The following is a 26,535-nucleotide window of genomic DNA, read 5'->3' as shown; positions in this document are numbered from 1 at the left end:
CCAGCAGGGCACCGTAGACTGAACACATGCGATCCCCAGCCACAATTTCCCCCCTCAAAGCAGTCCTCTGGGACATGGATGGCACCATTGTGGACACGGAGCCCTACTGGATCGCGGCCGAACACGCGCTGGTGGAAGCCCATGGCGGCACCTGGTCGCACGAACAAGCCATTCAGCTCGTCGGCCAGTCGCTGACCTACTCGGCTGGCATCCTCCAGAACGCCGGAGTGGACCTGGAAGCCCGGGAAATCATCGACACACTCACGGCAGAAGTCATCCGTGGCGTGCAACGCCGTGTGCCGTGGCGGCCCGGCGCCCGTGAACTCCTGGACGAGCTCCACCAGGAGGGTATCCGGTGCGCCCTCGTCACCATGTCCGAGGGTCCACTGGCCCGGGAAATCGTTGCGAACCTCCCCAGGCCCTACTTTGAATTTGTGGTGACAGGGGACACCGTCACCCAGGGCAAGCCGCACCCTGAGGCGTACCTGACCGCGGTTGAACTGCTTCAGGGCTCTGATCCGGCCCTGACCATCGATCACTGCATCGCCCTGGAAGATTCCGCGCCCGGCGTTGCAGCGGCAGTGGCTTCCGGCGTATCCACGGTGGCCATTCCCCACATCGTGCCTATCCCAGACAGCCCCCGGCACACCACCTGGGAGTCCCTGGCGGGCCGGACAGTGGCCGAACTGGTCGCCATTGCCGAGGACCGCAACCGAACAGGCGGCGCCGGGCGTCTGCTGGAAGCGGCGCAGGGGAGCCCCGCAGATGGGTGAGAAAACCACGCCGGCACGCCGCGAAGGAATCCCACTCGGCAGGATCGCGGGCATCCCTGTCATCCTGGCCTACTCATGGTTCGTCATCGCCGCCTTCACCGTGATTGTTTACGGACCGGTACTGCGGGAGAACAATCCGGCTCTCGGCGTAGCCGCCTACACGGTGGCATTTGCCTACGCCATCCTGCTACTGATTTCTGTGCTGGTGCACGAACTCGCCCACGCACTGACCGCGAAAATCTACGGCTGGCCGACGCAAAAGATCGTCCTGAACCTGTGGGGCGGGCACACCCAGTTTGAGAACTTCACAGCCACCCCGGGCCGGTCCGTGCTGGTGGCGCTTGCAGGACCAGCCGCGAACTTCGCGCTGGCCGGTGGCGCGTGGCTGGTCCTGTCCGGCGCCAGCCTTCCCAGCGTCGCGGAACTCCTGACCAACATCTTTATGTGGGCCAACCTGCTGATCGGTATTTTCAACGTCCTTCCCGGGTTGCCCCTCGACGGCGGCAGGATCGTCGAATCCGCCGTATGGAAAGCCACGGGCAGCCAAGCCAAAGGCACGGTCGCGGCAGGCTGGGCAGGCCGCGTCATCGTCGTCGCCCTGGGTTTCTGGTTCCTGGCCCGCCCCGTCCTGGCCGGAGAAACGACCGAACTCAGCCTGCTCATGATCACCGTCCTGGTGGGTGGATTCCTCTGGATGGGGGCATCGGCGTCTATCCAGCAGGGAACCATGCGCGGGCGGCTGCACCTCGTCAATGCTGCCGCACTGGCCAGGCCCGCCGTCGGAATTCCCAACACTTCCACGGTGGCGGACGTCCTTCGGCTGTCACCGACCGGTGTCCCTGCCGTGGTGGTGTGCGGACCCGATGGACGCCCGCAGGCCGTAGTGGACGTCCCGGCAGTGGCCGCAGTTCCGCCGCACGCCACAAGTTCCACGCCAGTAACGGCGGTGTCCTATGCCCTTGGTGCAGGCGCCTACGTGCCTGAGTGGTCAAAAGGCCAGGAGCTCATCCAGTACCTCGGCCAGCTGGAAGGCCAGGAGTATGCGGTGGTTGACCACCGCGGCACAGTGACCGGGCTGCTGGCCCAGGATGTTGTGGTGGCAGCCATCACCGGTAAGAGCGTGCGCCCCAATAGGTATCCACAGCGCCAGAACCGGTAGAGTTACCTGCCGGTCGCGTTTAGCTGCCACACGGTTTCCGTTGTGGGGCCAGGCCGGACAGGACAGCCCCCACCAAGTGCGCAGCCCCACAGTTTTACAGGAGCGAGGAAAATTCATGAGCAGCGAATCTGCCGCCACCGAAGCCGCAGCAAAACCCCAGACAGGTGTTGCCGCCAACGGAGCCCAGCCGGTGGGAGCTGCGCGGCGCCGGGGACCCTTCCGTGAGGGCGAACGCGTCCAGCTGACCGACGAGCGCGGCCGCATGAACACCATCACTCTTGAGGTGGGTGGCGCCTTCCACACCCACCGGGGATTCCTCAACCACGACGAGATCATCGGCAAGGTTGACGGCTCCGTTGTGGTGAACAACGTAGGCCAGCAGTACCAGACGCTGCGCCCCCTGCTCTCCGACTTTGTCCTGTCCATGCCCCGCGGCGCCGCCGTTGTCTACCCCAAGGACGCCGGCCAGATCGTCACCATGGCGGATATCTTCCCCGGGGCCAGGGTCGTTGAAGCGGGCGTCGGCTCCGGAGCACTGTCCATCTCCCTCCTGCGGGCGGTGGGCGACAACGGTTACCTGCACTCCTTTGAACGGCGGGAAGAATTCGCCGACATTGCCCGCGGCAACGTTGAAACAATCTTCGGCGGACCCCACCCGGCGTGGAAAGTTTCACTCGGTGACTTCCAGGAGGAAGTTGTCCGCAGCGAAGCCCCCGGATCCGTTGACCGGGTGGTTCTGGACATGCTGGCCCCGTGGGAGTGCCTCGACGCCGTAGCAACAGTGCTTGCTCCGGGCGGCGTCTGGATCAACTACGTGGCCACAGTGACCCAGCTTTCCCGCACGGCTGAAGCTATCCGCGCCGACGGCCGTTTCACCGAGCCCGACGCCTGGGAGTCCATGGTCCGCGGCTGGCACCTTGAAGGCCTCGCGGTCCGCCCCGACCACCGGATGGTTGCCCACACAGGTTTCCTGCTGGTCACCCGGCGTTTGGCCGACGGCGTGACCGGGATCTCTGTCAAGCGGCGCCCGTCGAAAACCGACTTTGACGAAGCCGATGTGAATGCCTGGACACCGGGAGCAGTGGGGGAGCGGCTGGTCTCAGACAAGAAGCTCCGCCGAGCCGCCCGCGACGCAATCGCGGGGACCAACGTCAAGGACGATCCGGAGATCACGAACTAGTCCAGATTTCGGGAGTCTTCAGCTGTACCTGCCAACTTGGGGCTAAGGTCTTAAGAGAAGCGCAGGAAGGGGCTGATGCATCATGGAGACTCCGAACCAGGACTCCGGACGTACACCGGCAGAGCAGTCTGCCGTTAATGATTTGTCTGTTGCTGACAGGCAGGTCAACATCCTCCGGGACAAGCTCAGGCACATTGACCGCCAACTCGCGGCCGCAACACAGAACAACGCCAAGCTGGTCACCATGCTGGAAGCCGCGAAAGCGGAGATCCTGCGGCTCAAGAACGCCCTCGACCAGGAGGGGCAGCCGCCATACAGCTTCGGCACCATTCTCCAACTCAATCCGAAGCGCCAGCCGTCCGCCGGCAACAGCGGCCAAGCCACCACCGAGGAATCAGCGGATATCTTCAATGCCGGCCGGAAGATGCGGGTAGGCATCAGCCCCTTGGTCAACATCAGCCAGCTGGCCGTTGGCCAGGAAGTCCTCCTCAACGAGGCCCTTCTGATTGTTGCCGGCCTTGGCTACGAACGCGCCGGCGAGCTGGCAACCCTGAAGGAGATGCTGGGTACGGACCGGGCCCTCGTCGTCGGACGCGCCGACGAAGAACGGGTCATCAGGCTCTCAGGCGCCCTGCTGGGCGAAAAGCTCCGGGTTGGGGACGCCCTGTCCATTGATTCCCGGACAGGCTATGCGCTGGAGAAAGTCCCGCGGTCCGAGGTTGAGAACCTGGTCCTGGAGGAAGTTCCCGACATCACCTACGAGGACATCGGCGGGCTGGGCCCCCAGATCGAACAGATCCGCGACGCCGTCGAACTGCCGTTCCTTCACCCCGACCTCTACCGCGAGCATGGACTGAAGGCCCCCAAAGGCATTCTGCTGTACGGCCCCCCGGGCTGCGGTAAGACGCTGATCGCGAAGGCGGTGGCAAACTCGCTGGCAGCCCGGGCAGCCGAGCGGTCCGGGAACGTCGACCTGAAGAGCTACTTCCTCAACATCAAGGGCCCCGAACTGTTGGACAAGTACGTCGGTGAAACCGAACGCCACATCCGGCTGATCTTCTCCCGTGCGCGTGAAAAGGCCTCGGACGGCAGCCCCGTTGTGGTGTTCTTCGACGAAATGGACTCCCTGTTCCGCACACGCGGTACGGGCATCTCCTCCGACGTCGAAACCACCATCGTGCCGCAGCTTCTGAGCGAGATCGACGGCGTGGAGCGCTTGGACAACGTCATCGTCATCGGCGCGTCCAACCGCGAAGACATGATCGACCCCGCGATCCTTCGTCCGGGCCGGCTGGACGTCAAGGTCAAGATCCAGCGGCCGGATGCCGAAGCAGCCGCGGACATCTTCAACAAATACATCACTACAGACCTGCCCTTCCACGAGTCTGACCTTGCCGAATACGACGGCGATGTCCAGGCCACTGTGGACGCCATGGTCCAGCGCACGGTGGAAGCCATGTACTCCACGGAGAAGTCCAACGAATACCTGGAAGTCACGTACGCCAACGGGGACACCGAGATGCTCTACTTCAAGGACTTCAACTCCGGTGCGGTGGTCCAAAACGTTGTAGACCGGGCCAAGAAGTATGCCATCAAGGACCTGTTGACCCTCCACCAGAAGGGCCTGCGGATCGAGCACCTCCTCCGAGCCGTCGTGGACGAGTTCCGCGAGCATGAGGATATGCCGAACACCACCAACCCGGATGACTGGGCCCGCATCTCGGGCAAGAAGGGCGAGCGGATCACCTATATCCGGACCATCGTCCAGGGCAAGGCCGGACAGGAACCCGGGAAGTCCATCGAAACGATGCCCAGCACAGGACAGTACCTGTGACGGCTGCTGCGGAACCCGCCAGCGGAGGAGGACTCCCTGTCGGCGGGGCCATGCGGGTTATGGGCGCGGAGACGGAATACGGGATCCACGCTCCGGCTGCTCCCTCGGCTAACGCCACCATGATGTCGGCCCGGGTGGTGCAGGCATATGCGCAGGTGACACGCCAGCGCGCGGCCGGCGGAGCGGAGACGCGGTGGGACTACACGGATGAGGAGCCGCTGCACGACGCCCGCGGCTGGACCCTTGACCGGGCCTCGGCGCACCCGAGCCAGCTCACGGACCAGCCGCCGGTCCTGGATGCGGAGGCCGTCGCCCTTGCCTACGGCCGCGAAGAACTGGAACTGGACGGACAGGACGAGTCCGGGACACTGCTGATGAACATGGTGCTCGGTAATGGCGCCCGCCTGTATGTGGACCACGCCCACCCGGAGTACTCAAGCCCCGAGGTCACCAACCCCCGCGACGCCGTGACGTGGGACGCCGCCGGCGACCTGGTGGCATTGGCCGCGGTACGCCGGCTCACAATGGACCCCGAGTTGCCCGCGGTAAACCTGTACAAGAACAATACGGACAACAAGTCCGTGTCCTATGGCTCGCACGAGAACTACCTCATGCCACGCTCCGTTCCGTTCGGGGACATCGTGCGCGGGTTGACGCCCTTCTTCGTTACGCGGCAAATATTTTGCGGCGCGGGCAGGGTGGGCCTGGGCCAGGACAGTTCTGTTCCGGGGTACCAGATCAGCCAGCGGGCCGATTTTTTTGAGGCGGAGGTCGGCCTTGAAACCACCATCCGGCGGCCCATCATCAACACCCGCGATGAACCGCATGCCACGGCGGACAAGTACCGCCGGCTGCATGTCATCATCGGCGACGCCAACTTGAGTCAGGCGTCCAACTACCTCAAGTTCGGCACTACTGCCATGGTCCTCAGTCTCATCGAGGCGGGCCTGGCACCGAAGCTGGAGGTGCATGAACCGGTCGCCGCTCTGCAGGCCATCAGCCATGACACGTCCCTGACCACCAAGCTGCGGTTGCTGGACGGGCGCCGCGTCACTGCGCTGGACCTGCAGTGGATCTACCACGAAGCAGCGGCAAAGCTCGCCCAGGACACCGGGGTTTCCGACGCCCTCGACGGCGACGGCCACACGCACGAGGTACTGGAGCGCTGGGCCAACACCCTGACGCAACTCGACAGCGACAGGTCGGCAGCGGCTTCCTCGGTCGAATGGCTCGCCAAGCTCTCGCTCCTTGACGGCTACCGGGATCGGGACGGACTTGCCTGGGACGATGCCAGGCTGGGCCTCGTGGACCTCCAGTGGGCGGACATCCGGCCAGAGAAGGGCCTTTACTACCGCCTTCTGGCGAGGGACCGGATGCAGCGGATTGTGAACGACGCCGACATCGCCGCAGCGGTCACGGAACCGCCGTCGGACACCCGGGCCTACTTCCGCGGCCGCTGCGTCAGCAGCTTCGGAAAGGATGTCGTGGGGGCCAGTTGGGACTCGGTAATCTTCGATGTGCCGGGCTACGGACGTCTCCAGCGGGTGCCCACCCGCGAGCCGCTGAGGGGGACCAAAGCACTGACAAGTGGCCTGTTTGCCCGGCACCGGGAGGCTGGTCCTTTCCTGGCGGAACTGCTCGGACATAACACCAATCCGCCGGGGGCGTAAACCACCCCGGCAGCCCCGGAGCGTGGCAATATGGGCGTATCGGATGTTCCACCCGGACCCGAGCTTTAAGGAAGAGGGAGATAACAATGGCAGGCCAGGAGCAGCAGCAGCCGCAGTCGCACGACAGCCAGGTCGAAGAGGACGTGCCGGAGGCCCCTCCCGCGCCGCCCGAAGCGCAGGCATCCGCAGCGACCCAGGGCGTGGATGACCTCCTTGACGAAATCGACGGCGTCCTGGAATCCAACGCCGAAGAATTCGTTCGGGCGTTCGTCCAAAAGGGCGGTCAGTAACCGGTCCGACACGGCGGCGGGAGCCGCGGACGGCCGCAGATCTGGCAAGACGTTGACTTACTACGTTGAAGGAGTGCATCAGTGCAGGAACCGACCGCCCACCAGGTAGCCGCCAACGCGACATCCTCGTTCACCGAGCATCTGCAGCGGGATCGGCCGGAACTGCTTCCGTACAACCGGGACTTACCCGCCGGGGCAGCCGCCACGCCGCTGCAGGTGCCGCACGCCACCACCATCGTGGCTTTGAGCTACGAAGGCGGAGTCCTGATGGCCGGAGACCGCCGGGCGACCATGGGCAACGTCATTGCCAGCCGCCACATAGAGAAGGTGTTTCCGGCCGACCACTACTCGGTGCTGGGCATTGCGGGCACGGCCGGCATCGCGATCGACCTCACCCGATTATTCCAGGTTGAACTTGAGCACTACGAAAAAATAGAGGGCACGCTGCTCAGCCTCGAAGGTAAGGCCAACCGACTGGGGGCCATGATCCGGGGGAACCTGCCCATGGCGCTGCAGGGGCTGGCGGTGGTGCCCCTCTTCGCCGGATTTGATACTGCCGCGGGGTTGGGCCGGCTGTTTTCCTATGACGTGACCGGCGGCCGGTACGAAGAACGCGAACATCACACGGTCGGTTCCGGTTCCGTGTTTGCCCGCGGCGCCCTGAAGAAACTCTGGCGGCCTAACCTGACCGAAGCCGAAGCGGTCGCTGTCGCCGTCGAGTCCCTCTACGACGCAGCCGACGACGACTCTGCCACAGGCGGCCCCGACCCCGTCCGCCAACTGTGGCCCGTGGTGTATACCGTCAGCCGGAGCGGAGCCCGGCGCGTACCCGAGTCCGAGCTCGCTGCGGTTGCAGGCAGCATCATTGAAGCGCGGACCATCGCCCGGCGGGAGGCCTAGAATGACCCAGCAGTTTTATGTTTCCCCCGAGCAGCTGATGAAGGACCGTGCGGACTTCGCACGGAAAGGCATTGCCCGCGGCAGGTCCGTCGTGGTGGTCAGCTGCCAGGACGGCATCGCGCTGGTGGCCGAGAACCCCTCGCCGTCCCTGCATAAGATCGGCGAAATCTACGACAAAATCGCTTTTGCCGCCGTTGGAAAGTACAACGAGTTCGAGAGTCTCCGGCAGGCCGGGGTGAGGTATGCCGACGTCCGGGGCTACTCCTACGACCGCGAGGACGTCACCGCCCGCGGACTGGCCAGTGTCTACGCCCAAAGTCTTGGCGCAGTGTTCACTGCGGAGCAGAAGCCCTTCGAGGTGGAGCTGGCAGTCGCCGAAGTCGCCAAAACCCAGGAAGAGGACCACCTCTACCGCCTGACCTTTGACGGGTCCATCGCAGACGAACAGGGGTTCATCGTGATGGGCGGCCAGGCGGACCGGGTCTCAGCCGCCATCGCGGACGGCTGGCGCGCTTCGTTGCGTTTCCCGGGAGCGATCCGCTTGGCGATGGGAGGACTCGTCACCGACGCCGAAGCCGGCGCGCTGCCGGCCACGGCGGTGGAAGTCGCTGTCCTGGACCGGCTCTCGGAGAGCTCGCGCGGGTCCCGGCGTGCGTTCCGACGATTGAACGACGCCGACATCACGGCGCTGCTGGCTGAGGAGGACTGAGATGGACAAGAGGATCTTCGGTATCGAGACCGAATTCGGCATTTCGTATTCGAGCCCCGATTCGCGGCCGCTGGCCCCGGAAGAGGTGGCCCGGTACCTTTTCCGGAAGGTAGTCAGCTGGGGACGCTCGTCCAACGTCTTCCTGACCAACGGCTCACGCCTCTACCTCGACGTGGGATCGCACCCCGAGTACGCCACCGCCGAGTGCGACGACCTCGCGCAGCTGATCGCCCATGACCGGGCCGGCGAACTGATCCTCGATGACCTCGTGGACGAAGCCCAGTCCCGGCTGGCGGCAGAAGGCTTCAACGGCACCGTCTACCTGTTCAAGAACAACACTGATTCCGCCGGCAACTCCTACGGCAGCCACGAAAACTACTTGATTCCACGGCGTGGGGAATTCTCACGGCTCGCCGAAATCCTCATTCCGTTCCTCGTGACGCGCCAGCTGATTGCCGGCGCAGGAAAAATCCTCAAGACCCCGCACGGCGCCACGTACGCTTTTTCGCAGCGTGCAGACCATATCTGGGAGGGCGTGTCCTCGGCCACCACCCGGTCCCGTCCGATCATCAACACCCGGGACGAGCCCCACGCCGACGCCGAATTCTTCCGCAGGCTCCACGTGATCGTGGGCGACTCGAACATGTCCGAGACCACCGCCCTCCTCAAAGTGGGAACGGTGGACCTGATCCTCCGCATGATCGAGGCGGGTGTGATCATGCGCGACATGCGCATGGAGAACCCCATCCGGAGCATCCGGGAGATCTCCCACGACCTCAGTGGACGGGCCTTGGTCCGGCTGGCCAACGGACGCCAACTCACTGCCCTGGAGATCCAGCAGGAGTACCTGACGAAGGTCACTGCTTTCGTCCAGGAGCATGGGGCGCACAACCCGCACGTGCCGCTGATACTGGACCTGTGGGGCAGGACGTTGAGGGCCATCGAGAGCGGAGACACCAGTTCGATTGACACCGAGATCGACTGGGCTATCAAAAAGAAGCTGATGGACAACTACCGGCAACGGCACGGGCTCGGCCTTGATGCACCGCGGATCGCACAATTGGACCTCACTTACCATGACATCTCCCGGACGAGGGGGCTGTACTACCTCCTACAGTCCAGGGGCGCCGTCCGGCGCGTGGTGGACGACACCGTGGTCAAGGATGCAGTGGACGCTCCGCCGCAGACCACGCGCGCCAAACTGCGCGGCGACTTCGTCCGGCGTGCCCAGGAACTCGGCCGGGACTACACAGTTGACTGGGTGCACCTGAAACTCAATGACCGCGCCCACCAGACCATCCTCTGCAAGGATCCGTTCCGAAGCGTTGATGACCGTGTGGATGCGCTCCTGGACTCTATGGGCTGACACCCAGCTTCAGGGGCTATTCTGGATGGGGCCGTTCTTCGGTCCTGAGCTGTGCCGAGCGATATTTTCCGGTGCAGCGTCCATCCTGCCCCGACGAAAGTTCTTACGTGCGCCGACTACTAGCAATCCTTATCCCCGGTCTGCTGCTGCTTACCGCCTGTGGAGGCGGGACGCCCGCAGCACCGGAGCCCACCAGCCAGTCCGCAGGTGATACTGCCAAGTTCGACTCCCTGAAACTGACGGACAACGGGGACAAAAAAGCTCCCGGTGTTGAGTTCACCAAGCCGCTGGACGTAGCGGAGCCCACCATCAAGGTCGTCACCGAAGGCACCGGCGATTCCCTCAAGGCGAACCAGGTGGCCAACATTTCCATCCTCGCCCTGAACGGCACTGACGGGGCCACGCTCGAAGACACCTACGCAGGCGAACCCGAGCCCCTGGAACTGAACGAGGAGCTAAAGACCGGCGGCGCCGTCATCTATAACGCATTTGTCGGTTCCAAGATCGGCTCGACCCTGGCCCTGGCCATTCCTGGCAAGGCGGCAGCCGCTGAAGGCGCCGCAGCGCAGCCCACCCAGCTGCTGCTGATTAAGGTACTTTCCGCCACGGATGTAACCCCGGTGCTCGAAAAGCCCGAGGGTGAAACAGTGACCCCGCCCGCTGGCCTCCCCACGGTCAAGGACAACGACCAAGGCGTGCCGGAAATCTCCGTTGAGGGTGTCGCAGCCCCGACTGCCCTCGTGTCCCAGGACCTGATCAAGGGCACCGGCGCGGAAGTCAAGGAAACCGACACACTGACGGTGAACTATGTGGGCGTCACCCTGGTTGGCGGCACCAAATTCGACTCCAGCTTTGACCGTGGCGAGACGGCCAGCTTCGCGCTGACCGGCGTCATTCCGGGCTGGACCAAGGGCCTTGCAGGCAAGACGGTGGGCTCCCGGGTCCTTCTGGTCATCCCCAAGGACCTCGCGTATGGTGATGCAGGCCAGGGCGAAGCCAAGGGCGACCTTGTCTTCGTCGTGGATATCCTCGGCGCCAAATAGCCCCATCGCGGGCCCCCAAACCGGGCCCGGCAAGACTTCAGGCAAACTTCACCCGCCCAACAAATAAAAGGAGCAAGCATGTCATTTGGTCAGCGCGAATTCGACCGCCAGAAGCCGGAAATTGACTTCCCGGAAGGTGATGTTCCCACGGAACTGGTCATCACCGACCTCATTGAGGGCGACGGTGCCGAAGCGAAAGCCGGCGACACCGTGTCCACCCACTACGTAGGTGTCGCCTGGTCCACGGGCGAGGAATTCGACGCCTCCTGGGGCCGGGGCGCTCCGCTGGACTTCCGGGTCGGCGTTGGCCAGGTCATCCAGGGTTGGGACCAGGGCCTGCTGGGCATGAAGGTTGGCGGCCGTCGTCGCCTGGAGATCCCCTCGGAGCTGGCTTACGGCTCCCGCGGCGCCGGGGGAGCGATCAAGCCCAACGAAGCCCTGATCTTCGTGGTTGACCTCGTGGGCGTCCGCTAAGCGGAGCCCTCCAGGCCCCAGGGCGCGGTAATGATCGGATGAGCTCATCCGTTCATTACCGCGCCTTCTGCTTTCCCCCGCGGATTTTAGTAACGTAGCGAGGGTGTCCCCATCCCGTACAGAACGCCTGCTTAATCTCCTGATAGCCCTCCTGAACACCAGGTATGGCCTGCACCGCAGCGATCTGCGCGAAACGGTCTACCGTGACATTGCCGGCAACGACGTATCTTTCGGGCGGATGTTCGAACGAGACAAGACTGACCTGCGAAACTTCGGGTTCGACGTCGAAACCGTCACCGACCTCGGATGGAGCGAGGACGACCCCGCAACCACGCGATACCGGATCGGCAAGGAGTCCAACCGGCTTCCGGACGTCGAACTCAGCCCAGGGGAGTGGACGGTGATTCTCTTGGCCTCGCAGCTCTGGGAGCGTGCGGCCCTGGGCACCGCCGCGGCCAATGCCCTGCGAAAGCTCCAGGCGTCCAGCCGCCTCACTGACGTTGAACTGCCTCTCGGGGTCCAGCCGCGGATCAAACCCGCCGGAAAGGCCTTCGACGACCTCGTCGCAGCCATGCACGCCCAGCACCCGGTCTCCTTTTCCTACCTCGCGGGAAGTACAGGGAAAGAAGAACAGCGGATCGTTGAACCGTGGGGCCTGGGCAGTCGCTTCGGCCAGTGGTACCTTGCCGGCTACGACCGGACCCGACAGGCTCCTCGGCACTTCCGGCTGTCCCGTCTGACCAGCGCCGTCACCGTCCTGGATAAAGAGCGCTACTCGCCGCCAGCGGACTTCAACATCCGGGCGGAGCTGGACCGGCTGCCGGAACTGCCGCTCCGGACCGCCGAGGTGGATGTGCGGGTCGGCCGCTTGCTGGGGCTTCGCCAGCGGGCCCTGTCAGGCGACATTGGCCCATCGGGAACGCCCGACGCCGGCTACGACCGCCTGAGCGTCCAGTACCGGGACGTGGAGGTACTTGCAGAGGAACTGGCCTCCTACGGTCCGGACGCCACCGCTGTGACGCCTGATGACCTCGTCACGGCTGTCCGGCGCCGGCTGCGGGCCGCAGCCGACTTCTGTGCGGCTCCGATTCCGGTCATTGACTTCCCGAACCAGCCCCGGCCGGGCAGCGTCCGGACCCGGACTTCCGAAGACCAGCTCAAACGCATGCTCCAGCTTGTTCCGTTTCTCGTCCACAACCAGGGATTGCACATCCAGGAGGTCGCTGAACGGTTTGGCGTCACGCGCAAGGAACTAGAAGGGGACCTGCAGATCCTGATCTGCTCCGGGCTGCCTGAGGGATATCCTGACGACCTCCTGGATATCCAGTGGGAGGACGACCACGTTTACATCACGCAGGACCTGGACCTCAAAAGACCGGTCAGGTTCACCGTGGAGGAAGCCTGCGCACTCCTGACGGGCTTGGAAACACTGAACGGGCTGCCGGAACTCGCTGAAGGCGGCGCTCTGGAGTCGGTCACCCTGAAACTGATGGCTGCAGCCGGAGAGGAAGGGCTGCGCGCGGGAACGTTGGCCGGGCCGGAGGTCGGCCCCGCTGATTCGGCCACGCTGGACGTCGTCCGCCAAGCAATCGAGTCCCGGTCGCAGCTTCGCCTGGTATATCTGTCGCCGCTGCGGGACCGCGTTTCCGAACGGAACGTGGACCCCCTTCGGCTCTATTCGCTGGACAATACGTGGTACTTCGAAGCCTACTGCCACTCCGCCCAAGGCCTGCGGAACTTCCGTCTTGACCGCGTGCAGGAGCTGCACCCGAACGGCAACGCGGCGTCGACAATGCTGCAGCCCAACGAAGGCTTCCCGGCCAAGTTGTTTACACCGAACGACGACGACACGACTGTGACAGTGCAGCTCACCAGGCGGGGCGCCGGGCTGGCAGAGGACTACTACGCCGAGCGGACTTCGCCCCTGCCCGACGGCGGTCTGCTGGCTGAAATCCGCTTTGGCAACACGGCGTGGCTGCCAATGTTCGTAGCACAGCACGGCGGGGCGGTGCGCATCCTGGAGCCACGGGAGCTTGCCGACCAGTCCCGCGCCTGGGTTGCGGCGGCACTGACCCGGTACGGCGGCTAGACTTCTCAGCATGCCTTGGTGGTCTTGGATCCTTATCTGGATAGCGCTTGTTGCGGTGTCTGTGCTGTTTTATGTCCTGTTGGGCATCCGGTTGTTCCGCCAGTTCATGGCGACGCTGAAGGATCTGGGGGCAGCCGGGGAGAAGCTTGGTCATTTCAGCCCCGCCCCAGCACCGTCGCAGGCTCCACCGGCAACCCTTCCGGGTGCAGCGGTTTTTGCCTCTCCTGTGCAAATGCGACATGATTACCACACATCCAAATCAGCCCGCCGGGAAGACCGCCGCCTGAGGCGGGTCCAGCGCAGGACTGACCGTGGCCAGCGGCAGTCGCTTGGCGATCTGGACTTCACTTAGACGTAGGATGTTTTAAGAGGAAAGGAATTCCCGTGGGAAGACTCTTTGATGGCCCCTGGCCGATCGTCATTATTATCGTTGTTGCTTTGCTGCTCTTCGCCGCCCCTAAGCTTCCTGCCATGGCTCGCAGCCTTGGCCAGTCCATGCGGATCATCAAGTCCGAGGTCAAGGAAATGAAGAACGACGGCAAGACCGAAACCCCCGCTGACACGACCGGACCGGTGGAGGGCAAGATCGTCAACCACCCGCAGGCAAAGCCCGGTGACGCGACGGACGGTACTGATGTACCGCCGTCGAACCGCGCCTAACCCACGGTGGCACTGACGAGGGGCCGCAAAGCCAACCCTGAGGGCCGCATGGCCCTTTGGGACCACCTCAAGGAACTCAAGAACCGGCTGATCAAGTCCGGGATCGGTGTCCTGGTCGGCGCGATCGGCGGATGGATACTTTATAACCCGCTGCTGTCGGCCCTCAAGGAGCCGGTGGACCGGATCGCACAGCAGACCGGTGGAGTATCGTCGGTCAACTTCTCGAACATCGGGTCGGCATTCGATTTCCAGCTGCAGATGTCTCTCATCATCGGCTTGGTCATATCGAGTCCCATCTGGATCTACCAGCTGTGGGCTTTCATCACCCCGGGACTGACCAGCACTGAACGCCGTTACACCTTGGGCTACATGGCTGCCGCCGTTCCGCTCTTCCTTGCCGGCATTTGGGCAGGCTGGCTTGTGGTCCCACAGGTCGTCCGCGCCCTCACACAGTTCACCCCCGCCGGGTTCTCCAACATCATCGACGCCAGGGACTACATCGACTTTGTCACCCGGATGGTCCTTGTCCTCGGGTTTGCCTTCCTGGTCCCGGTGGTTTTGGTAGGGATCAACATGGCCGGCATCGTCACTGGTCGGACCATCCTTAAGGCTTGGCGGATCACTGTATTCCTGGTGTTCGTCCTCGCGGCCATCGCCGCCCCCGGTGCTGACGCTATCTCGATGTTCATGCTGGCAGGGCCCTTGCTGGTGCTCTTTTTCGCAGCCATCGGCCTCTGCCTGCTGAACGACAAGCGCCGTGCCCGGCGAGTGGCCAAGCGCGAAGCCGAGACCGAGGCGACAGCCGACGTCGCGACGCCCGGAAACCAACTGAAGAACCTGTAGCCCCGCGCCCACTAGGCTGGAGTCATGTCCTCTATTTCCGGGCCGCACCCAGCGGGTCCGTTCCCTTCCCGGCCTACCGTTCCAGAGCAGCCCTCGCCCTCTGAGAGTTACCGGGCCAGCACGGAGCGGACAGCCGAGGCCGCGAGCTATCTGGGCGGCTTCGTCCGCACCCTCGATTTTGAGCTGGACGACTTCCAGCGCCAGGCCTGCAGGTCCCTGCAGGAAGGCAGGGGCGTATTGGTCGCCGCACCCACCGGCGCCGGAAAAACCATCGTGGGTGAGTTCGCGATCTATCTCGCACTCGAGCGCAACCTCAAAGCCTTCTACACCACCCCCATCAAGGCCTTGAGCAACCAGAAGTTCGCCGAGCTCTCGGAAAAGTATGGACCGGAAAACGTTGGCCTCCTGACGGGGGACACCAGCATCAACGGCGAAGCGCCGGTGGTGGTGATGACCACCGAGGTCCTCCGTAACATGCTCTACGCCGACTCCGCGTCACTGGATGACCTTGGCTTCGTGGTGATGGATGAAGTGCACTACCTCGCGGACCGCTTTCGTGGCGCCGTGTGGGAGGAAGTCATCATCCACCTGCCCAGTGAGGTGCAGGTAGCTTCGCTGAGCGCCACGGTCTCAAACGCAGAAGAGTTCGGGGCCTGGCTGGACACCGTCCGGGGCGACACCGACATCATCGTCTCGGAGCATCGGCCCGTGCCATTGTGGCAGCACGTCATGGTGGGCAAGGAAATCGTGGATCTCTTCGCCGGCGAGACCACTTTCGACGAAATCGCCCCGCCCGCAGACGCGGAGACCGGAGTACCGGCACCTGCAGCAGTGCCGGAGGAGATGCCCGGCCGTGGATTCGAGGTCAATCCGGACCTGTTAGCCATGGCAAGGAGCGAGAGCCAGCAAAGTTTCCGCGGACGCTTCGGCCACGGCGGCCGCAGCCAGCGCCGACAGCACAGGCAGCGCGGAGACGACAGGCCGGGCCAAGGCGCCCAGCCAGTCGGCGTCCGGAAGGCCAGCCGCCCCCAGGTCATCGCCAGCCTCGACCGGCAGGACCTGCTGCCGTCCATCACCTTCATCTTTTCCCGTGCCGGCTGTGATGCAGCCGTGGCACAGTGCGTCTCCTCCGGGCTATGGCTGACCACGGAGAAAGAGCAGCGCATTATTGCCCAGCGCGTTGACGAGGCCGGGCAGGACATCCCCTCCGAAGACCTTGACGTGCTTGGCTTCTGGACATGGAGGGACGGCCTGCTCCGGGGCTTTGCGGCCCATCACGCGGGAATGCTGCCCACCTTCAAGGAGGTCGTGGAGAAACTGTTCGTTGAGGGCCTGGTCAAAGCAGTTTTCGCCACGGAAACGCTCGCCCTGGGTGTAAACATGCCAGCGCGGTCCGTAGTCCTGGAGAAACTGGACAAGTTCAACGGCGAAGCCCACGTGGATATCACAGCAGGGGAGTACACCCAGCTGACGGGCCGCGCGGGCAGGCGCGGAATCGACGTCGAAGGCCATGCTGTGGTGCTCTGGCAGCCAGGAACGGATCCGACGGCGGTGGCCGGGCTCGCATCGCGCCGGACATATCCGCTCAACTCCAGTTTCCGCCCGACTTACAACATGAGCATCAACCTGCTGGCGCAGTTCGGCCGCGCACGGGCCCGCGAAATCCTGGAATCCTCCTTTGCACAGTTCCAGGCAGACCGCTCGGTGGTGGGCCTCGCCAGGCAAGTGCGCAGCAGGGAGGAATCACTGGCCGGCTACGCCAAGTCGATGACCTGCCACCTCGGGGACTTCACCGAATATGCAAGGTTGCGCCGGGAGCTCTCAGACGCCGAAAACATGACCTCCCGGAGCAAGTCGCGAGCAAGAAAGTCACTCAGTGACGACTCCTTGGCGCGGCTGCTGCCGGGGGACGTTGTGGATGTACCCGGCGGACGCGCGCCAGGGCCGGCTATTGTGCTGAGTGCCGATCACAGCAGCCGGGAACCGCGGCCGGCCGTCCTGACGCTGGACAACCAGCTGCGCCGAATCGGGACCGAGGATCTGGAAGGGCCCATTGCGCCCATGACCCGGATCCGGATCCCGAAGTCCTTCAACGCCAAAGTGCCCAAGTCACGGCGTGACCTTGCCTCGTCAGCACGGAATGCCCTGCGGGAGAACCGGCCACCTGCGGCTACCAGCAGCCGAAACAATGACTTCGGCCTGGCTACAGCGCTGCCCAACCAGGAAAAGCGCATCGCTGACCTCCGGCGGGCGCTTCGCGCTCACCCCTGCCATGGCTGCAGTGAGCGTGAAGACCACGCCAGGTGGTCCGAACGCTGGTGGAAGCTGCGCCGGGAAACCGACGCCTTGGTCAGGCAGATCCAGGGCCGGACCAACACCATCGCCAAAACGTTCGACCGCGTCTGCGACGTGCTCTCGGCCTACGGCTACCTGGAAACCACGGCTGACGGACGGCAGTCCATCAGCGCGGACGGCCAGCGGCTGCGGCGCATATACGGTGAAAAGGATCTGCTGATCTCCCAGTCCCTCCGACTGGGTGCTTTCGACGACCTGGACGCCGTCGAAGTTGCGGCCCTTGCCAGCGTGCTGGTCTACCAGGCCAAGCGCGAGGACCGGGGGCTCCGGCCGCGAATGCCCAGCATCTCGCTGGAGTCCTCCGTGGACGTCGTCATCCGGGAATGGTCCTCGCTTGAGGATGTGGAGGAACAGAACAAGCTTCCTTTGACCGGCGAGCCGGAACTGGGCCTGGTGTGGCCGATGTACAAGTGGGCAAAGGGCAAGCACCTGCAGGAGGTGCTTAACGGCACGGACCTTGCCGCAGGCGACTTCGTACGGTGGGTCAAGCAGGTCATCGACCTGCTTGACCAGCTCGCCAAGATTCCCGGGCTGGAACCCCGCCTCGCCCGGCTCTGCACCGAAGCCATTTCCTTAGTCCGCCGTGGCGTGGTGGCCTACTCGTCCGTCGTCTGACCCACCTGCCGCTGCCACCTCCGCGCGCGGCCCACTATCTCGAGGAGCCTTACAACACATGACCGAAGCAAAGTCTGCCACGCCGCCCCCGAACGAGCGCAAGGTGGTGCTTTACCGCAACGGTTCCGTGTACACGGCGGCGGATCCTTTTGCCACTGCCATGCTCGTGGACGGCGAAACAGTGGCGTGGGTGGGATCTGAGCAGGCGGCGTCATCCATCGCTGACAGCACCATGGAGGTCATCGACCTCCATGGTGGCCTGGTGGCGCCGGGATTTGTCGACTCTCACATCCATTTGACCGAAACGGGGATCGCCCTGGATTCCCTCCAACTCGGCCTGGTCAAGTCCGCCCGGGAGCTGCTGGACGCAGTCCAGTCCGCGCCCGGGGAGGGTACCGTGCTCGGACACGGCTGGGACGAATCCACTTGGCACGATCCTTCCCTGCCCACCGCCGATGAACTTGAGCGCGCTGCGCAGGGCCGGCCTGTCTACCTGTCCAGGGTGGATGTTCACTCGGCCCTCGTGTCCCGTTCCCTCTCCGCCACCGCCGGCTTGGCACAACTGGACGGATTTTCGCCGGAAGGCCACCTAAAGCGTGCGGCCCATAACGCTGCCCGGCAGGCCACCCGGAACCTGCCGGAGGAAGCCTTGCGCAACTACCAACGGCGCGCACTGGCTGAGGCGGCAGCGAACGGCTACGTCGCGGCCGCCGAAATGGGGGCACCCCACATTGGCGGGATGGCTGACCTTCGACTGGCTGCGTCCTGGAACCTTGGCTGGCCCGGAACAGAAGCGTTGCCGGAGGTCCTCCCGTACTGGGGAGAACTGGCTCTGACCCCGGAACACGCACAGTCGATCCTCGATGAACTGGGTGTGCCCGTCCGTGGACTTGCGGGCGACTTGAATATCGATGGATCCATCGGTTCCAGAACCGCGGCGCTCCGTTCCGACTACAGCGACGCGACGGGGGAGCGGGGCAGCCTGTACCTTTCGGTGGACCAGGCTGCTGCCCATCTCGCCGCGTGCTCCGTGCTTGGAATCCAGGGCGGGTTCCACGTCATAGGCGACGCCGGGCTGGACACCGCCCTCGCGGCCCTGGACCTTGCCGCCGCTGAAGTGGGCGAACAACGTATCCGGTCTGCGGGCCACCGGTTTGAGCACGTCGAGATCGCAGATTCCAAGGCAGTGGAGCGGCTGGCGCACTACTCAGTCACGGTCAGTTCGCAGCCTGGATTTGACGCCGCCTGGGGCGCAGATGGAAGCCTCTACGCACGACGCCTTGGCAGCCGCAGCAGGAGCATGAACCCCTTCGCCTCGTTCTACTCAGCCGGTGTGCCCATCACTTTCGGAAGCGACAGCCCGGTAACGCCTTTGCGCCCGTGGGCCAGTGTCCGCGCATGCCTGGAACACCACAATCCCGATCAGCGGATCTCGGCCCGCGCCGCCTTCCTTGGCCACACCCGCGCCGGCTGGCGGGCTGCGAAGTACCACAACCCCATGGCCGGGCAGTTAGTTCCGGGGGCTCCGGCAAGTTTTGCCGTGTGGGACGTCGAAGAACTTATGGTCCAGGTGGCTGACGGCAGGGTTCAGTCGTGGAGCACCGACCCCCGTGCCCGCACCCCCCTCCTCCCCGCCCTGGACACGGATACGGACCCCGTTTGCCTCCAGACGGTCCGTGACGGAGCCGAGCTGTACTGCAACCCGGCCCTCCGCTCCTGAACACGGCCCACCGGGCATCACTCTATAATGGGAAGTTGCGCCTGCCAGTGCCTCCGCTGCGCACCAGGTGCTCTGACCGCTTTCATCCAGGAAAGGCTCTCTGTGCGCGTCCTCACCATCATTCCTACTTACAACGAGCTGGAATCGCTTCCCAAGACCCTCCAACGCCTTCGGGCAGCCGTGCCGGCGTCGGATGTACTGGTGGTCGATGACAACAGCCCTGACGGGACGGGGCAGTTGGCTGACGGCTTCGCTGCCGAAGACTCCCAGGTCCACGTTCTGCACCGCAAGGGTAAGGAAGGCCTTGGCGCTGCATACATTGCGGGCTTCAAATGGGGTTTGGACGCCGGCTACGACGTCCTGGTGGAAATGGACGCGGATGGCTCCCACAAGCCCGAACAGCTGCCGCTCCTCCTGGACGCCATTGACCAGGGCGCAGACCTGGCGATGGGTTCGCGGTGGGTCGCTGGCGGCAGCGTGGTCAACTGGCCGTTGTACCGCCAGGCCATTTCCCGGATCGGCAGCACTTACGCCCGCATCATGCTGGGCCTGAAGATCAAGGACGTCACCGGCGGTTACCGGGCCTTCCGCAGGACCACCTTGGAAAAGCTGAACCTCGACCAGGTGGACTCCGTGGGTTACGGCTTCCAGGTCGACCTCGCCTGGCGCGTCGCGAAGATGGGGCTAAGGATTGAGGAACGGCCCATCACATTCGTGGAGCGTGAGCTGGGTGCGTCCAAGATGAGCGGAAACATCGTTGTGGAAGCAATGATCAACGTCACCAAGTGGGGTCTGCTGGCCCGCTGGAACAAGCTGACCGGCAAGGATTCTTCCCAACCATGACCGCCGCGCCGGGCGGCGGCCGCCGCCCGGCTTTTGGTCAAACCCGAAAAGGGCCGTCCCGCACCTGTTGGTGCGGGACGGCCCTTTAGTATGCCGCCAGGCGGCATTTACTGGTCTGCGGAGTTAGGCTGTGCGCCGTTCGCCACGGCGTTCGCGCAGGATTGTGAGGCGGTCTTCAAGGATCTGCTCCAGCTCGGGAAGGGTCCGCCGCTCAAGCAACATGTCCCAGTGAGTGCGGACGGCCTTTTCGTTGCTGGTGTCCGGACGCTCGCCGTCAACCAGAAGCGCTTCCTTGCCGGTCTTGGAAACCCAGACCGGGGGGATTTCCGCCTCGGAGGAGAAGGTAACAAAGACCTGCTCGCCATCCTCGCACCTGTATTCGACACGCTGACGCGGAGCCGGCTCCACGCCTGACTCGGTCTCCATGCTCTGCGCGCCAAGGCGCATACCCCGCAGGCTGCGATCGCTCATGTTTTCTCCCTCTGGTCGGTTCGCGGAGCAAGGCCCCACGCTAGCCGGGGGCGGTACAGGCCGCCCGGACTACTGTGTGCACTGTGCTGCATCAATAGATTCAACGCATTGCGAAGCTTTCTTGTTCCGTCGGTTCTCACCGGACCGGACAAATATTCAATTATACGGGTTTTGGGGACCGGTCACCAAACTGATGGGGATCCGCGCCAAAGCACGGATCCCCATCAGTATGTGGTGTTTCGGGTCAGGACCCTGGCTGCTTGGCAGCCACCTCATCGAACAAACCCCCGCTGGCCTGAGGGTCGGGGTTGGTGCCGCCGAGTGCGTTCCCGATTCCCTTCAGTGCTTCGCCGACTTCACTGGGGATAATCCACAGTTTGTTGGAGCTTCCCTCAGCGAGCTTAGGCAGGGTCTGAAGGTATTGGTAGGCCAGGAGCTTCTGGTCGGGATTGCCCTTGTGGATGGCATCGAAGACCTTTTGAATGGCCTGCGCTTCACCGTCAGCACGAAGGATGGCCGCCTTTGCGTCACCCTCTGCGGCCAGGATGGATGCCTGGCGCTGGCCTTCGGCAGTGAGGATCGCCGACTGCTTGGTGCCTTCTGCAGTGAGGATGGCAGCGCGGCGGTCGCGTTCGGCGCGCATCTGCTTTTCCATGGAGTCCTGGATGGAATGCGGCGGATCAATGGCCTTCAGCTCAACGCGCGAGACCCGGATGCCCCATCGGCCGGTTGCCTCATCCAGCACACCGCGCAGCTGTCCATTGATCTGGTCGCGTGAGGTCAGGGCCTCTTCCAGGTTCAGCCCACCGACGACGTTTCGCAGCGTGGTGGTGGTCAGCTGCTCAACGGCCTGGATGTAGTTCGCGATCTCGTATGTGGCAGCCCGTGGATCGGTGACCTGGAAATAGACCACGGTGTCAATGGATACCACCAGGTTGTCCTCGGTGATGACCGGCTGCGGCGGGAATGACACCACCTGTTCCCGAAGGTCAAGGAGGGGCAGGAGTCGGTCGACGAAGGGAATCAGGATGGTCAGGCCGGGGTTCAGCGTCCGTTGATACTTACCGAGGCGTTCTACAACACCGGCCCGCGCCTGCGGGATGATACGCACCGAGCGGACCAGAACAATTATCACGAACACGATCAGGACCACCAGCACAATGGCCACTGCGGCTCCTCCTGCGTTATCCATACATCTCCTCTTATCCCCAGTTGTTATTGAAGCTGTATCTAGGCCGGGCCGGCAGGTTCCGGCCGGGCTGCAACCACCGCGGTGGCGCCGTCGATAGCGGAAACCACTACCTTCTCGCCGGCCGCCAGGACTCCGGCTGCCGAGCGGGCGGTCCAGACGTCGCCGCCGATCTTTACGAGGCCACCGGTGGAACTGACAGGTTCCATCACCAGCGCCTGCTCGCCGATGAGCCGGTCAACGTTGGTGCGTTGTTCGCTGGGCCCTTTTTTCAGGTGCGTGAGTGCCACTGGCCGCACGAAGGCAATCATCAACAGTGACACCACGCAGAAGACCACGATCTGCAGCCAGAGGTCGGCGCCGGCGAAGTCTGCGACCAGGGCAGCGAGGGTGCCGCCGCCGAGCATGATGAAGAACAGGTCAAGTGTGATCATCTCGATCACTGCAAAAGCGAGGAAGGCGGTGAGCCACAGTGCCCACCAGTTCTCGCCAAGCCACTCAAACATTCCGTCCCCCTTCGACAGCCTTCGGTCGTGCAGCGTGCAACGACGGCAGGCCCTCAGTACTGTCCTCCAATCGTAGTCCGAAGGGCAGCAGGGCGTTAGGTTGCGCCGACTTTCGCGGGGATAGTGGCCAAGTCGTTACCGCGACGGTGTCAGGCGGAAGACGCTGATGCGGAACCGCGCCGCCACGGCGGTGTTTGATTCCAGTCCGGCCAGACGTGCTGAGAGCTCCGTGCGGTCCAGGTGATGACCGGCTGGACCCATGTAGGCGAGGTCGGCAACTTCCTCGGGTGAAAGGACCAGTGGAATGTCGAGGTCGTGGACGGCTTCGAGGCTGAACTGGGCAGACATCGCATCAACGAGCTTGTCGTCTTTGCCCTCTTCGATCCCGAGCATCCCCGTCTGCCCGGCTATGGCCGCGAGGTGGCCTGCCCTGGGCGTGACCACCACCAGCCGTCCGCCGGGCCGCAGGACGCGGGCGAATTCCCCCGGGTTTCGGGGCGCGAAGATCACCGTCACGACGTCGATGGCATGGTCCGCCACGGGCAGCGGCTGCCACACATCGCATACGAGATTGACGGCTTCGGGATTAAGGCGGGCCGCCCGCCTCAGGGCGAATTTTGAGATGTCCAAGCCGATGGCCGTGACATGGGAGGACGCTGCCGCGGCCGCGTCAAGCATCACCCGCAGGTAGTAGCCAGTGCCGGTGCCGGAGTCCAGCAGGGTCGCCGCTTCCGTGGGAAGGAAGGGAACGACGGCGGCAGCCACTGCCTCGGCGAGCGGACCGTAGTGGCCGGTCGCCAGGAAGCTCACGCGGGCGGCCACCATTTCGGCGGTATCGGCCTCGAATGCGGTGCCTTTCCCGACGAGGAGATTGAAGTATCCCTGTTTGGCGGCGTCGAAGCTGTGTCCCTCAGCGCAGGCCAGGACTGGCGTACCGGCGTCGCGGGTCATGTTCAGCTGCGAACGGCAGACTGGGCAGCGCAGCGCCAGTACAGGGGAGGAGAGCATGTCCACCATCTTATGGCGGCTGGCCGGGCAGACACCGCGCGCGGGGACCACTCGGCGTTCTTCTCCCGTGGAGGGGCGCAGGTTAGGCTCACGGGGTGATGCCAGAACACCTCCCGCTGTTAAACACCGTATCGGCTCCGGCCGTCCACCCTGACGGGAGCCGTGCCGTGGTTTCGGTCACCAGACCCGACTTTGATGCCGACGCCTATGTCGGACAGCTATGGACTGTCCCCCTGGATCCTGGGCTCCTGCCGCGCCGGATCACCCGGGGCTTCAAGGATTCGGCACCTTCCTTCTCCCCGGACGGCCTGGCATTGGCTTTTCTGCGCGCAACGGGGCCGTCCGCGAAGCCGCAGCTGTTTGTTGTGGAAGCAGGTGGCGGTGAACCGCGGGCGTTGACTGACCGGCTCCTGGGCGTCGACGGCTTTTCCTGGTCACCGGATTCCCAGCGGATTGTCTTCAGCTCCCGGGAACCTGCCGCAGGCCGCTACGGTACCTGGGAGAACGTAGGACACGCAGCTGAGGATCCGCGGCTCGTCACCGAGTTCCAGTACCGGCTCAACGGGGTGGGGTACACGAAAGACAAACCTGCCCAGCTTTTTGTCGTGGACGTCCCGGAATTTGGCGAGGAACCGCGCGTTGTTCCGCGCGGACGTGCCCAGCAGGACCACAAGCCAGCTGGCGACGTCCCCCTCGCCACGCAGTTGACTTCCGCCGCCACCGACCATGAGAGCGCGGCATTCAGTGCCGACGGTGCCTTTGTCTACTATGTTTCCGCACCGCCCGGGAGCGACGAATCGCTGGAGACCGGCATCTACCGTGTGCCGTCCGGGGGTGGAGAACCACTGCACGTGGAGCAGGCAGGAGCGCCGCGGCAAACCGTTCACGCCGTCCGGCAGTCCAGGGACGGCATGTGGCTGTTCTTTGTCGCCAGGGATGTCGGTGAATCCGGAACGGACTTCGTGGCCCGCAACGCGGTACTTTACTGCATGCCCACGGGGGGCGGCGAAGCAACAGCGCTCACAGACCCGGAGATCATGGACGTTGCCTGCCCAGGCGACCGCCTCGAACTGCGCGGGCCGGCCGGAGCCGTAGTGCTGAACAACGCCCAGGGCACCGTGGAACTGCTGGAGTTGCATGCCACAGGTGAGCATGCATTGCTGGTTCATGGGGACCAGGTTGTTACCGGGGCCGCCTGGGCCGGCGGATCCATGTTCGTCTCGTTCAGCGGCCCGTCCACCGCCGGCGATGTGGCCATCCTCGAGGACGGGCAATTGCGGCTCCTCACGGATTTTTCCGCTGCGCTTCGCCGGCAGGCGGAGCTCACCGTTCCCCAGGAGCTCACGTTCCCTTCAGCGGACGGATATCCTGTGCACGGCTGGCTGTTCATGCCTGCGGGCAAGGGGCCCCATCCTGTACTCCTGTCCGTTCACGGCGGGCCGTTCGCCCAGTACACGGTGGCCATTCATGACGAAGCCCAGGTTTATGCGGGTGCCGGCTATGCGGTGCTGATGTGCAACCCGCGAGGCTCCGCAGGCTATGGCCAGGACCACGGACGCGCCATCAAGGGGGCCATGGGCACGCTCGACATGCAGGATGTCCTGGCGTTCCTTGATGGGGCACTGGAGAAATTTCCGGCCCTGGACACCGGCAGGCTTGGCATGGTGGGCGGCTCCTATGGCGGTTATCTCACCGCGCTGACCATTGCCCGCGACCACCGTTTCACAGCTGCCGTCGTGGAGCGTGGATTCCTCGATCCGGTCAGTTTTGAAGGATCGGCGGACATTGGGTGGTACTTCGGTGCAGAGTACCTGGGCCGGTCGCGCTCTGCCGTGGCGGCGCAGAGCCCAATGGAACATGTGGACGAGGTCCGGACTCCTGCGCTGGTCATTCACAGCGAGAATGACCTGCGGTGCCCGGTGGAGCAGGGCCAGCGCTACTTCACTGCCCTGAAGCGGAACGGGGTCCCGACCGGGCTGCTCCTGTTCCCGGGCGAGGACCATGAACTTTCCAGGACAGGTACGCCACACCACCGTCGCCTCCGGTTCGAGCACATCCTCCGCTGGTGGTCCCGATACCTGCCGACGGCGGCGAACCCCGCCGGGACCGACGCCTGAGGGCCCGACGGCGGCAACAGATCTAATGCCGTGGCAGGTCCGGGAGGCCAGGGAGGAAACCCAGCGCAGCGCGTGCCTTGCCGATGCCGGGCTCCGCCCAGTGCGCCGCATATTCGGCATTGCCACTCAGGGACCTCAGCTCGGCCCGGTCAACATACAGCGTCCCCTGGAGGTGATCGGTCTCGTGCTGGACGATCCTGGCCTGCCAGCCGGTAAACTCCCTTTCGGCCGGCAAGCCGCCAGGCTCAACGAAGTTCAGCCGGACGCGTTCTGGTCGGACCACCACGGCCTGCAGGCCGTTCAGCGAGAGGCAACCTTCGAAAAAGGCAGCAGCCTGCGTGCCCACCGCACGGTAACGCGGATTCAGGACCGCGAGGAACTCGAGCGGTGTCCGGTTCCGCACGGCCGCAGCTTCCGGATCGACGTCGAACTTGTCCTCCATGACCGCGAGCTGGAGGGGGATGCCCAACTGCGGGGCGGCCAGACCAACTCCGGGGGCTTCGTGCATCACCCGCCGCATCAGATCAATGAGCTGGTCCAGTTCGCTGGACGTTATCTGGCCCTCAAAAGCGGCCGCCTGCTGCCGCAGCACGGGATGTCCGGCCTGCACGATCGGCGGCAGTGGTCCTGCCGCAAGGATTTCCTGCACGGTCTCCTGGATGCGGGCGGGACTGAACGGCGTCGGCAACGATGCGTGACTCATGGGGAACAGCCTAGCGGC

General features: G+C 64.2%; 24 protein-coding genes. 19 read left to right on the top strand and 5 right to left on the bottom strand.

Annotated features, from left to right (window positions below; genetic code table 11):
* Positions 1 to 26: 26 nt before the first annotated feature.
* The 18 genes from V9L18_RS16650 (at position 27) to V9L18_RS16565 (ending at position 20,523) form a co-directional block, all read left to right on the top strand.
* Positions 27 to 773, top strand: coding sequence for an HAD family hydrolase (locus V9L18_RS16650; RefSeq protein ID WP_337348274.1), 747 nt, complete (start codon positions 27 to 29; stop codon positions 771 to 773).
* Complete coding sequence (locus tag V9L18_RS16645; protein ID WP_337348273.1) at positions 766 to 1,932, top strand: site-2 protease family protein; 1,167 nt, start codon at positions 766 to 768, stop codon at positions 1,930 to 1,932. The genes V9L18_RS16650 and V9L18_RS16645 overlap by 8 nt, the downstream gene beginning before the upstream one ends.
* Positions 1,933 to 2,047: 115 nt before the next feature.
* Positions 2,048 to 3,112 carry a tRNA (adenine-N1)-methyltransferase gene (locus V9L18_RS16640; protein WP_337348272.1) on the top strand — a complete coding sequence of 355 codons (1,065 nt, stop codon included), beginning with the start codon at positions 2,048 to 2,050 and terminating at the stop codon, positions 3,110 to 3,112.
* Between the two features lie 82 nt (positions 3,113 to 3,194).
* Positions 3,195 to 4,946 (top strand): proteasome ATPase, encoded by a 1,752-nt coding sequence (arc, locus tag V9L18_RS16635; RefSeq protein WP_337348271.1) that lies wholly within the window; start codon positions 3,195 to 3,197, stop codon positions 4,944 to 4,946.
* Between the two features lie 50 nt (positions 4,947 to 4,996).
* Positions 4,997 to 6,616, top strand: coding sequence for a depupylase/deamidase Dop (dop, locus tag V9L18_RS16630; protein WP_337348340.1), 1,620 nt, complete (start codon positions 4,997 to 4,999; stop codon positions 6,614 to 6,616).
* An 86-nt stretch (positions 6,617 to 6,702) separates the two neighbouring features.
* Positions 6,703 to 6,906: a ubiquitin-like protein Pup gene (locus tag V9L18_RS16625; protein ID WP_337348270.1), complete on the top strand. Its 204-nt coding sequence runs from the start codon at positions 6,703 to 6,705 to the stop codon at positions 6,904 to 6,906.
* A gap of 81 nt (positions 6,907 to 6,987) precedes the next feature.
* Complete coding sequence (gene prcB, locus V9L18_RS16620; RefSeq protein ID WP_337348269.1) at positions 6,988 to 7,806, top strand: proteasome subunit beta; 819 nt, start codon at positions 6,988 to 6,990, stop codon at positions 7,804 to 7,806.
* Position 7,807: 1 nt separating this feature from the next.
* Positions 7,808 to 8,515, top strand: coding sequence for a proteasome subunit alpha (gene prcA, locus V9L18_RS16615; protein WP_337348268.1), 708 nt, complete (start codon positions 7,808 to 7,810; stop codon positions 8,513 to 8,515).
* A 1-nt stretch (position 8,516) separates the two neighbouring features.
* Positions 8,517 to 9,881, top strand: coding sequence for a Pup--protein ligase (gene pafA, locus V9L18_RS16610; protein WP_337348267.1), 1,365 nt, complete (start codon positions 8,517 to 8,519; stop codon positions 9,879 to 9,881).
* Between the two features lie 107 nt (positions 9,882 to 9,988).
* Positions 9,989 to 10,924, top strand: coding sequence for an FKBP-type peptidyl-prolyl cis-trans isomerase (locus tag V9L18_RS16605; RefSeq protein WP_337348266.1), 936 nt, complete (start codon positions 9,989 to 9,991; stop codon positions 10,922 to 10,924).
* 78 nt (positions 10,925 to 11,002) lie between these two features.
* Positions 11,003 to 11,398 (top strand): FKBP-type peptidyl-prolyl cis-trans isomerase, encoded by a 396-nt coding sequence (locus V9L18_RS16600; RefSeq protein WP_337348265.1) that lies wholly within the window; start codon positions 11,003 to 11,005, stop codon positions 11,396 to 11,398.
* A gap of 103 nt (positions 11,399 to 11,501) precedes the next feature.
* The gene (locus V9L18_RS16595) at positions 11,502 to 13,487 is read left to right on the top strand and encodes a helix-turn-helix transcriptional regulator (protein ID WP_337348264.1); all 1,986 of its coding nucleotides are present in this window, start codon (positions 11,502 to 11,504) and stop codon (positions 13,485 to 13,487) included.
* 10 nt (positions 13,488 to 13,497) lie between these two features.
* Positions 13,498 to 13,839, top strand: coding sequence for a hypothetical protein (locus tag V9L18_RS16590; protein WP_337348263.1), 342 nt, complete (start codon positions 13,498 to 13,500; stop codon positions 13,837 to 13,839).
* A gap of 32 nt (positions 13,840 to 13,871) precedes the next feature.
* Entirely contained in the window at positions 13,872 to 14,147 is a 276-nt protein-coding gene (gene tatA, locus V9L18_RS16585) for a Sec-independent protein translocase subunit TatA (RefSeq protein ID WP_337348262.1), read from the top strand.
* 48 nt (positions 14,148 to 14,195) lie between these two features.
* Positions 14,196 to 14,990, top strand: coding sequence for a twin-arginine translocase subunit TatC (tatC, locus tag V9L18_RS16580; RefSeq protein ID WP_337348261.1), 795 nt, complete (start codon positions 14,196 to 14,198; stop codon positions 14,988 to 14,990).
* A gap of 24 nt (positions 14,991 to 15,014) precedes the next feature.
* Positions 15,015 to 17,960, top strand: a complete 2,946-nt coding sequence (locus tag V9L18_RS16575) for a DEAD/DEAH box helicase (protein ID WP_337348260.1) — start codon at positions 15,015 to 15,017, stop codon at positions 17,958 to 17,960.
* 58 nt (positions 17,961 to 18,018) lie between these two features.
* Positions 18,019 to 19,680 (top strand): amidohydrolase, encoded by a 1,662-nt coding sequence (locus tag V9L18_RS16570; protein ID WP_337348259.1) that lies wholly within the window; start codon positions 18,019 to 18,021, stop codon positions 19,678 to 19,680.
* Between the two features lie 102 nt (positions 19,681 to 19,782).
* Positions 19,783 to 20,523, top strand: coding sequence for a polyprenol monophosphomannose synthase (locus V9L18_RS16565; RefSeq protein WP_337348258.1), 741 nt, complete (start codon positions 19,783 to 19,785; stop codon positions 20,521 to 20,523).
* Positions 20,524 to 20,646: 123 nt separating this feature from the next.
* Here the strand turns inward: V9L18_RS16565 and V9L18_RS16560 are convergent, their stop codons facing one another.
* The 4 genes from V9L18_RS16560 to V9L18_RS16545 all read right to left on the bottom strand — a co-directional run bounded on the left by V9L18_RS16560 (position 20,647) and on the right by V9L18_RS16545 (position 23,697).
* Positions 20,647 to 20,994 (bottom strand): RNA polymerase-binding protein RbpA, encoded by a 348-nt coding sequence (locus V9L18_RS16560; RefSeq protein ID WP_066291394.1) that lies wholly within the window; start codon positions 20,992 to 20,994, stop codon positions 20,647 to 20,649.
* Positions 20,995 to 21,238: 244 nt separating this feature from the next.
* Entirely contained in the window at positions 21,239 to 22,186 is a 948-nt protein-coding gene (locus V9L18_RS16555) for an SPFH domain-containing protein (RefSeq protein ID WP_337348257.1), read from the bottom strand.
* 38 nt (positions 22,187 to 22,224) lie between these two features.
* Entirely contained in the window at positions 22,225 to 22,689 is a 465-nt protein-coding gene (locus V9L18_RS16550; RefSeq protein WP_337348256.1) for an NfeD family protein, read from the bottom strand.
* A gap of 135 nt (positions 22,690 to 22,824) precedes the next feature.
* Positions 22,825 to 23,697, bottom strand: a complete 873-nt coding sequence (locus tag V9L18_RS16545; RefSeq protein WP_337348255.1) for a putative RNA methyltransferase — start codon at positions 23,695 to 23,697, stop codon at positions 22,825 to 22,827.
* Between the two features lie 98 nt (positions 23,698 to 23,795).
* On the opposite strand from V9L18_RS16545, the gene V9L18_RS16540 reads away from it, so the two are divergent.
* Entirely contained in the window at positions 23,796 to 25,814 is a 2,019-nt protein-coding gene (locus V9L18_RS16540) for a S9 family peptidase (protein ID WP_443197963.1), read from the top strand.
* 22 nt (positions 25,815 to 25,836) lie between these two features.
* On the opposite strand, the gene V9L18_RS16535 is transcribed toward V9L18_RS16540, so the two are convergent.
* A complete protein-coding gene (locus V9L18_RS16535; RefSeq protein WP_337348253.1) occupies positions 25,837 to 26,517 on the bottom strand; it encodes a peptide deformylase in 681 nt (226 codons plus the stop codon).
* Positions 26,518 to 26,535: the final 18 nt, after the last annotated feature.

The sequence above is a fragment of the Pseudarthrobacter sp. CCNWLW217 genome (assembly GCF_037203985.1).
Taxonomy (GTDB): Bacteria; Actinomycetota; Actinomycetes; order Actinomycetales; family Micrococcaceae; genus Arthrobacter.
The sequence above is the reverse complement of the archived record's forward strand: the minus strand, read 5'-3'. Positions and strand labels throughout refer to the sequence as shown.

Bases quoted from the DNA above. Each gene is read 5' to 3' on its own strand.
- V9L18_RS16650 (WP_337348274.1), top strand. From the start codon at position 27: ATGCGATCCCCAGCCACAATTTCCCCCCTCAAAGCAGTCCTCTGGGAC.
- V9L18_RS16645 (WP_337348273.1), top strand. From the start codon at position 766: ATGGGTGAGAAAACCACGCCGGCACGCCGCGAAGGAATCCCACTCGGC.
- V9L18_RS16640 (WP_337348272.1), top strand. From the start codon at position 2,048: ATGAGCAGCGAATCTGCCGCCACCGAAGCCGCAGCAAAACCCCAGACA.
- arc (WP_337348271.1), top strand. From the start codon at position 3,195: ATGGAGACTCCGAACCAGGACTCCGGACGTACACCGGCAGAGCAGTCT.
- dop (WP_337348340.1), top strand. From the start codon at position 4,997: ATGCGGGTTATGGGCGCGGAGACGGAATACGGGATCCACGCTCCGGCT.
- V9L18_RS16625 (WP_337348270.1), top strand. From the start codon at position 6,703: ATGGCAGGCCAGGAGCAGCAGCAGCCGCAGTCGCACGACAGCCAGGTC.
- prcA (WP_337348268.1), top strand. From the start codon at position 7,808: ATGACCCAGCAGTTTTATGTTTCCCCCGAGCAGCTGATGAAGGACCGT.
- pafA (WP_337348267.1), top strand. From the start codon at position 8,517: ATGGACAAGAGGATCTTCGGTATCGAGACCGAATTCGGCATTTCGTAT.
- V9L18_RS16600 (WP_337348265.1), top strand. From the start codon at position 11,003: ATGTCATTTGGTCAGCGCGAATTCGACCGCCAGAAGCCGGAAATTGAC.
- V9L18_RS16590 (WP_337348263.1), top strand. From the start codon at position 13,498: ATGCCTTGGTGGTCTTGGATCCTTATCTGGATAGCGCTTGTTGCGGTG.
- tatC (WP_337348261.1), top strand. From the start codon at position 14,196: ATGGCCCTTTGGGACCACCTCAAGGAACTCAAGAACCGGCTGATCAAG.
- V9L18_RS16575 (WP_337348260.1), top strand. From the start codon at position 15,015: ATGTCCTCTATTTCCGGGCCGCACCCAGCGGGTCCGTTCCCTTCCCGG.
- V9L18_RS16570 (WP_337348259.1), top strand. From the start codon at position 18,019: ATGACCGAAGCAAAGTCTGCCACGCCGCCCCCGAACGAGCGCAAGGTG.
- V9L18_RS16560 (WP_066291394.1), bottom strand. From the start codon at position 20,994: ATGAGCGATCGCAGCCTGCGGGGTATGCGCCTTGGCGCGCAGAGCATG.
- V9L18_RS16555 (WP_337348257.1), bottom strand. From the start codon at position 22,186: ATGGATAACGCAGGAGGAGCCGCAGTGGCCATTGTGCTGGTGGTCCTG.
- V9L18_RS16550 (WP_337348256.1), bottom strand. From the start codon at position 22,689: ATGTTTGAGTGGCTTGGCGAGAACTGGTGGGCACTGTGGCTCACCGCC.
- V9L18_RS16545 (WP_337348255.1), bottom strand. From the start codon at position 23,697: ATGCTCTCCTCCCCTGTACTGGCGCTGCGCTGCCCAGTCTGCCGTTCG.
- V9L18_RS16540 (WP_443197963.1), top strand. From the start codon at position 23,796: ATGCCAGAACACCTCCCGCTGTTAAACACCGTATCGGCTCCGGCCGTC.
- V9L18_RS16535 (WP_337348253.1), bottom strand. From the start codon at position 26,517: ATGAGTCACGCATCGTTGCCGACGCCGTTCAGTCCCGCCCGCATCCAG.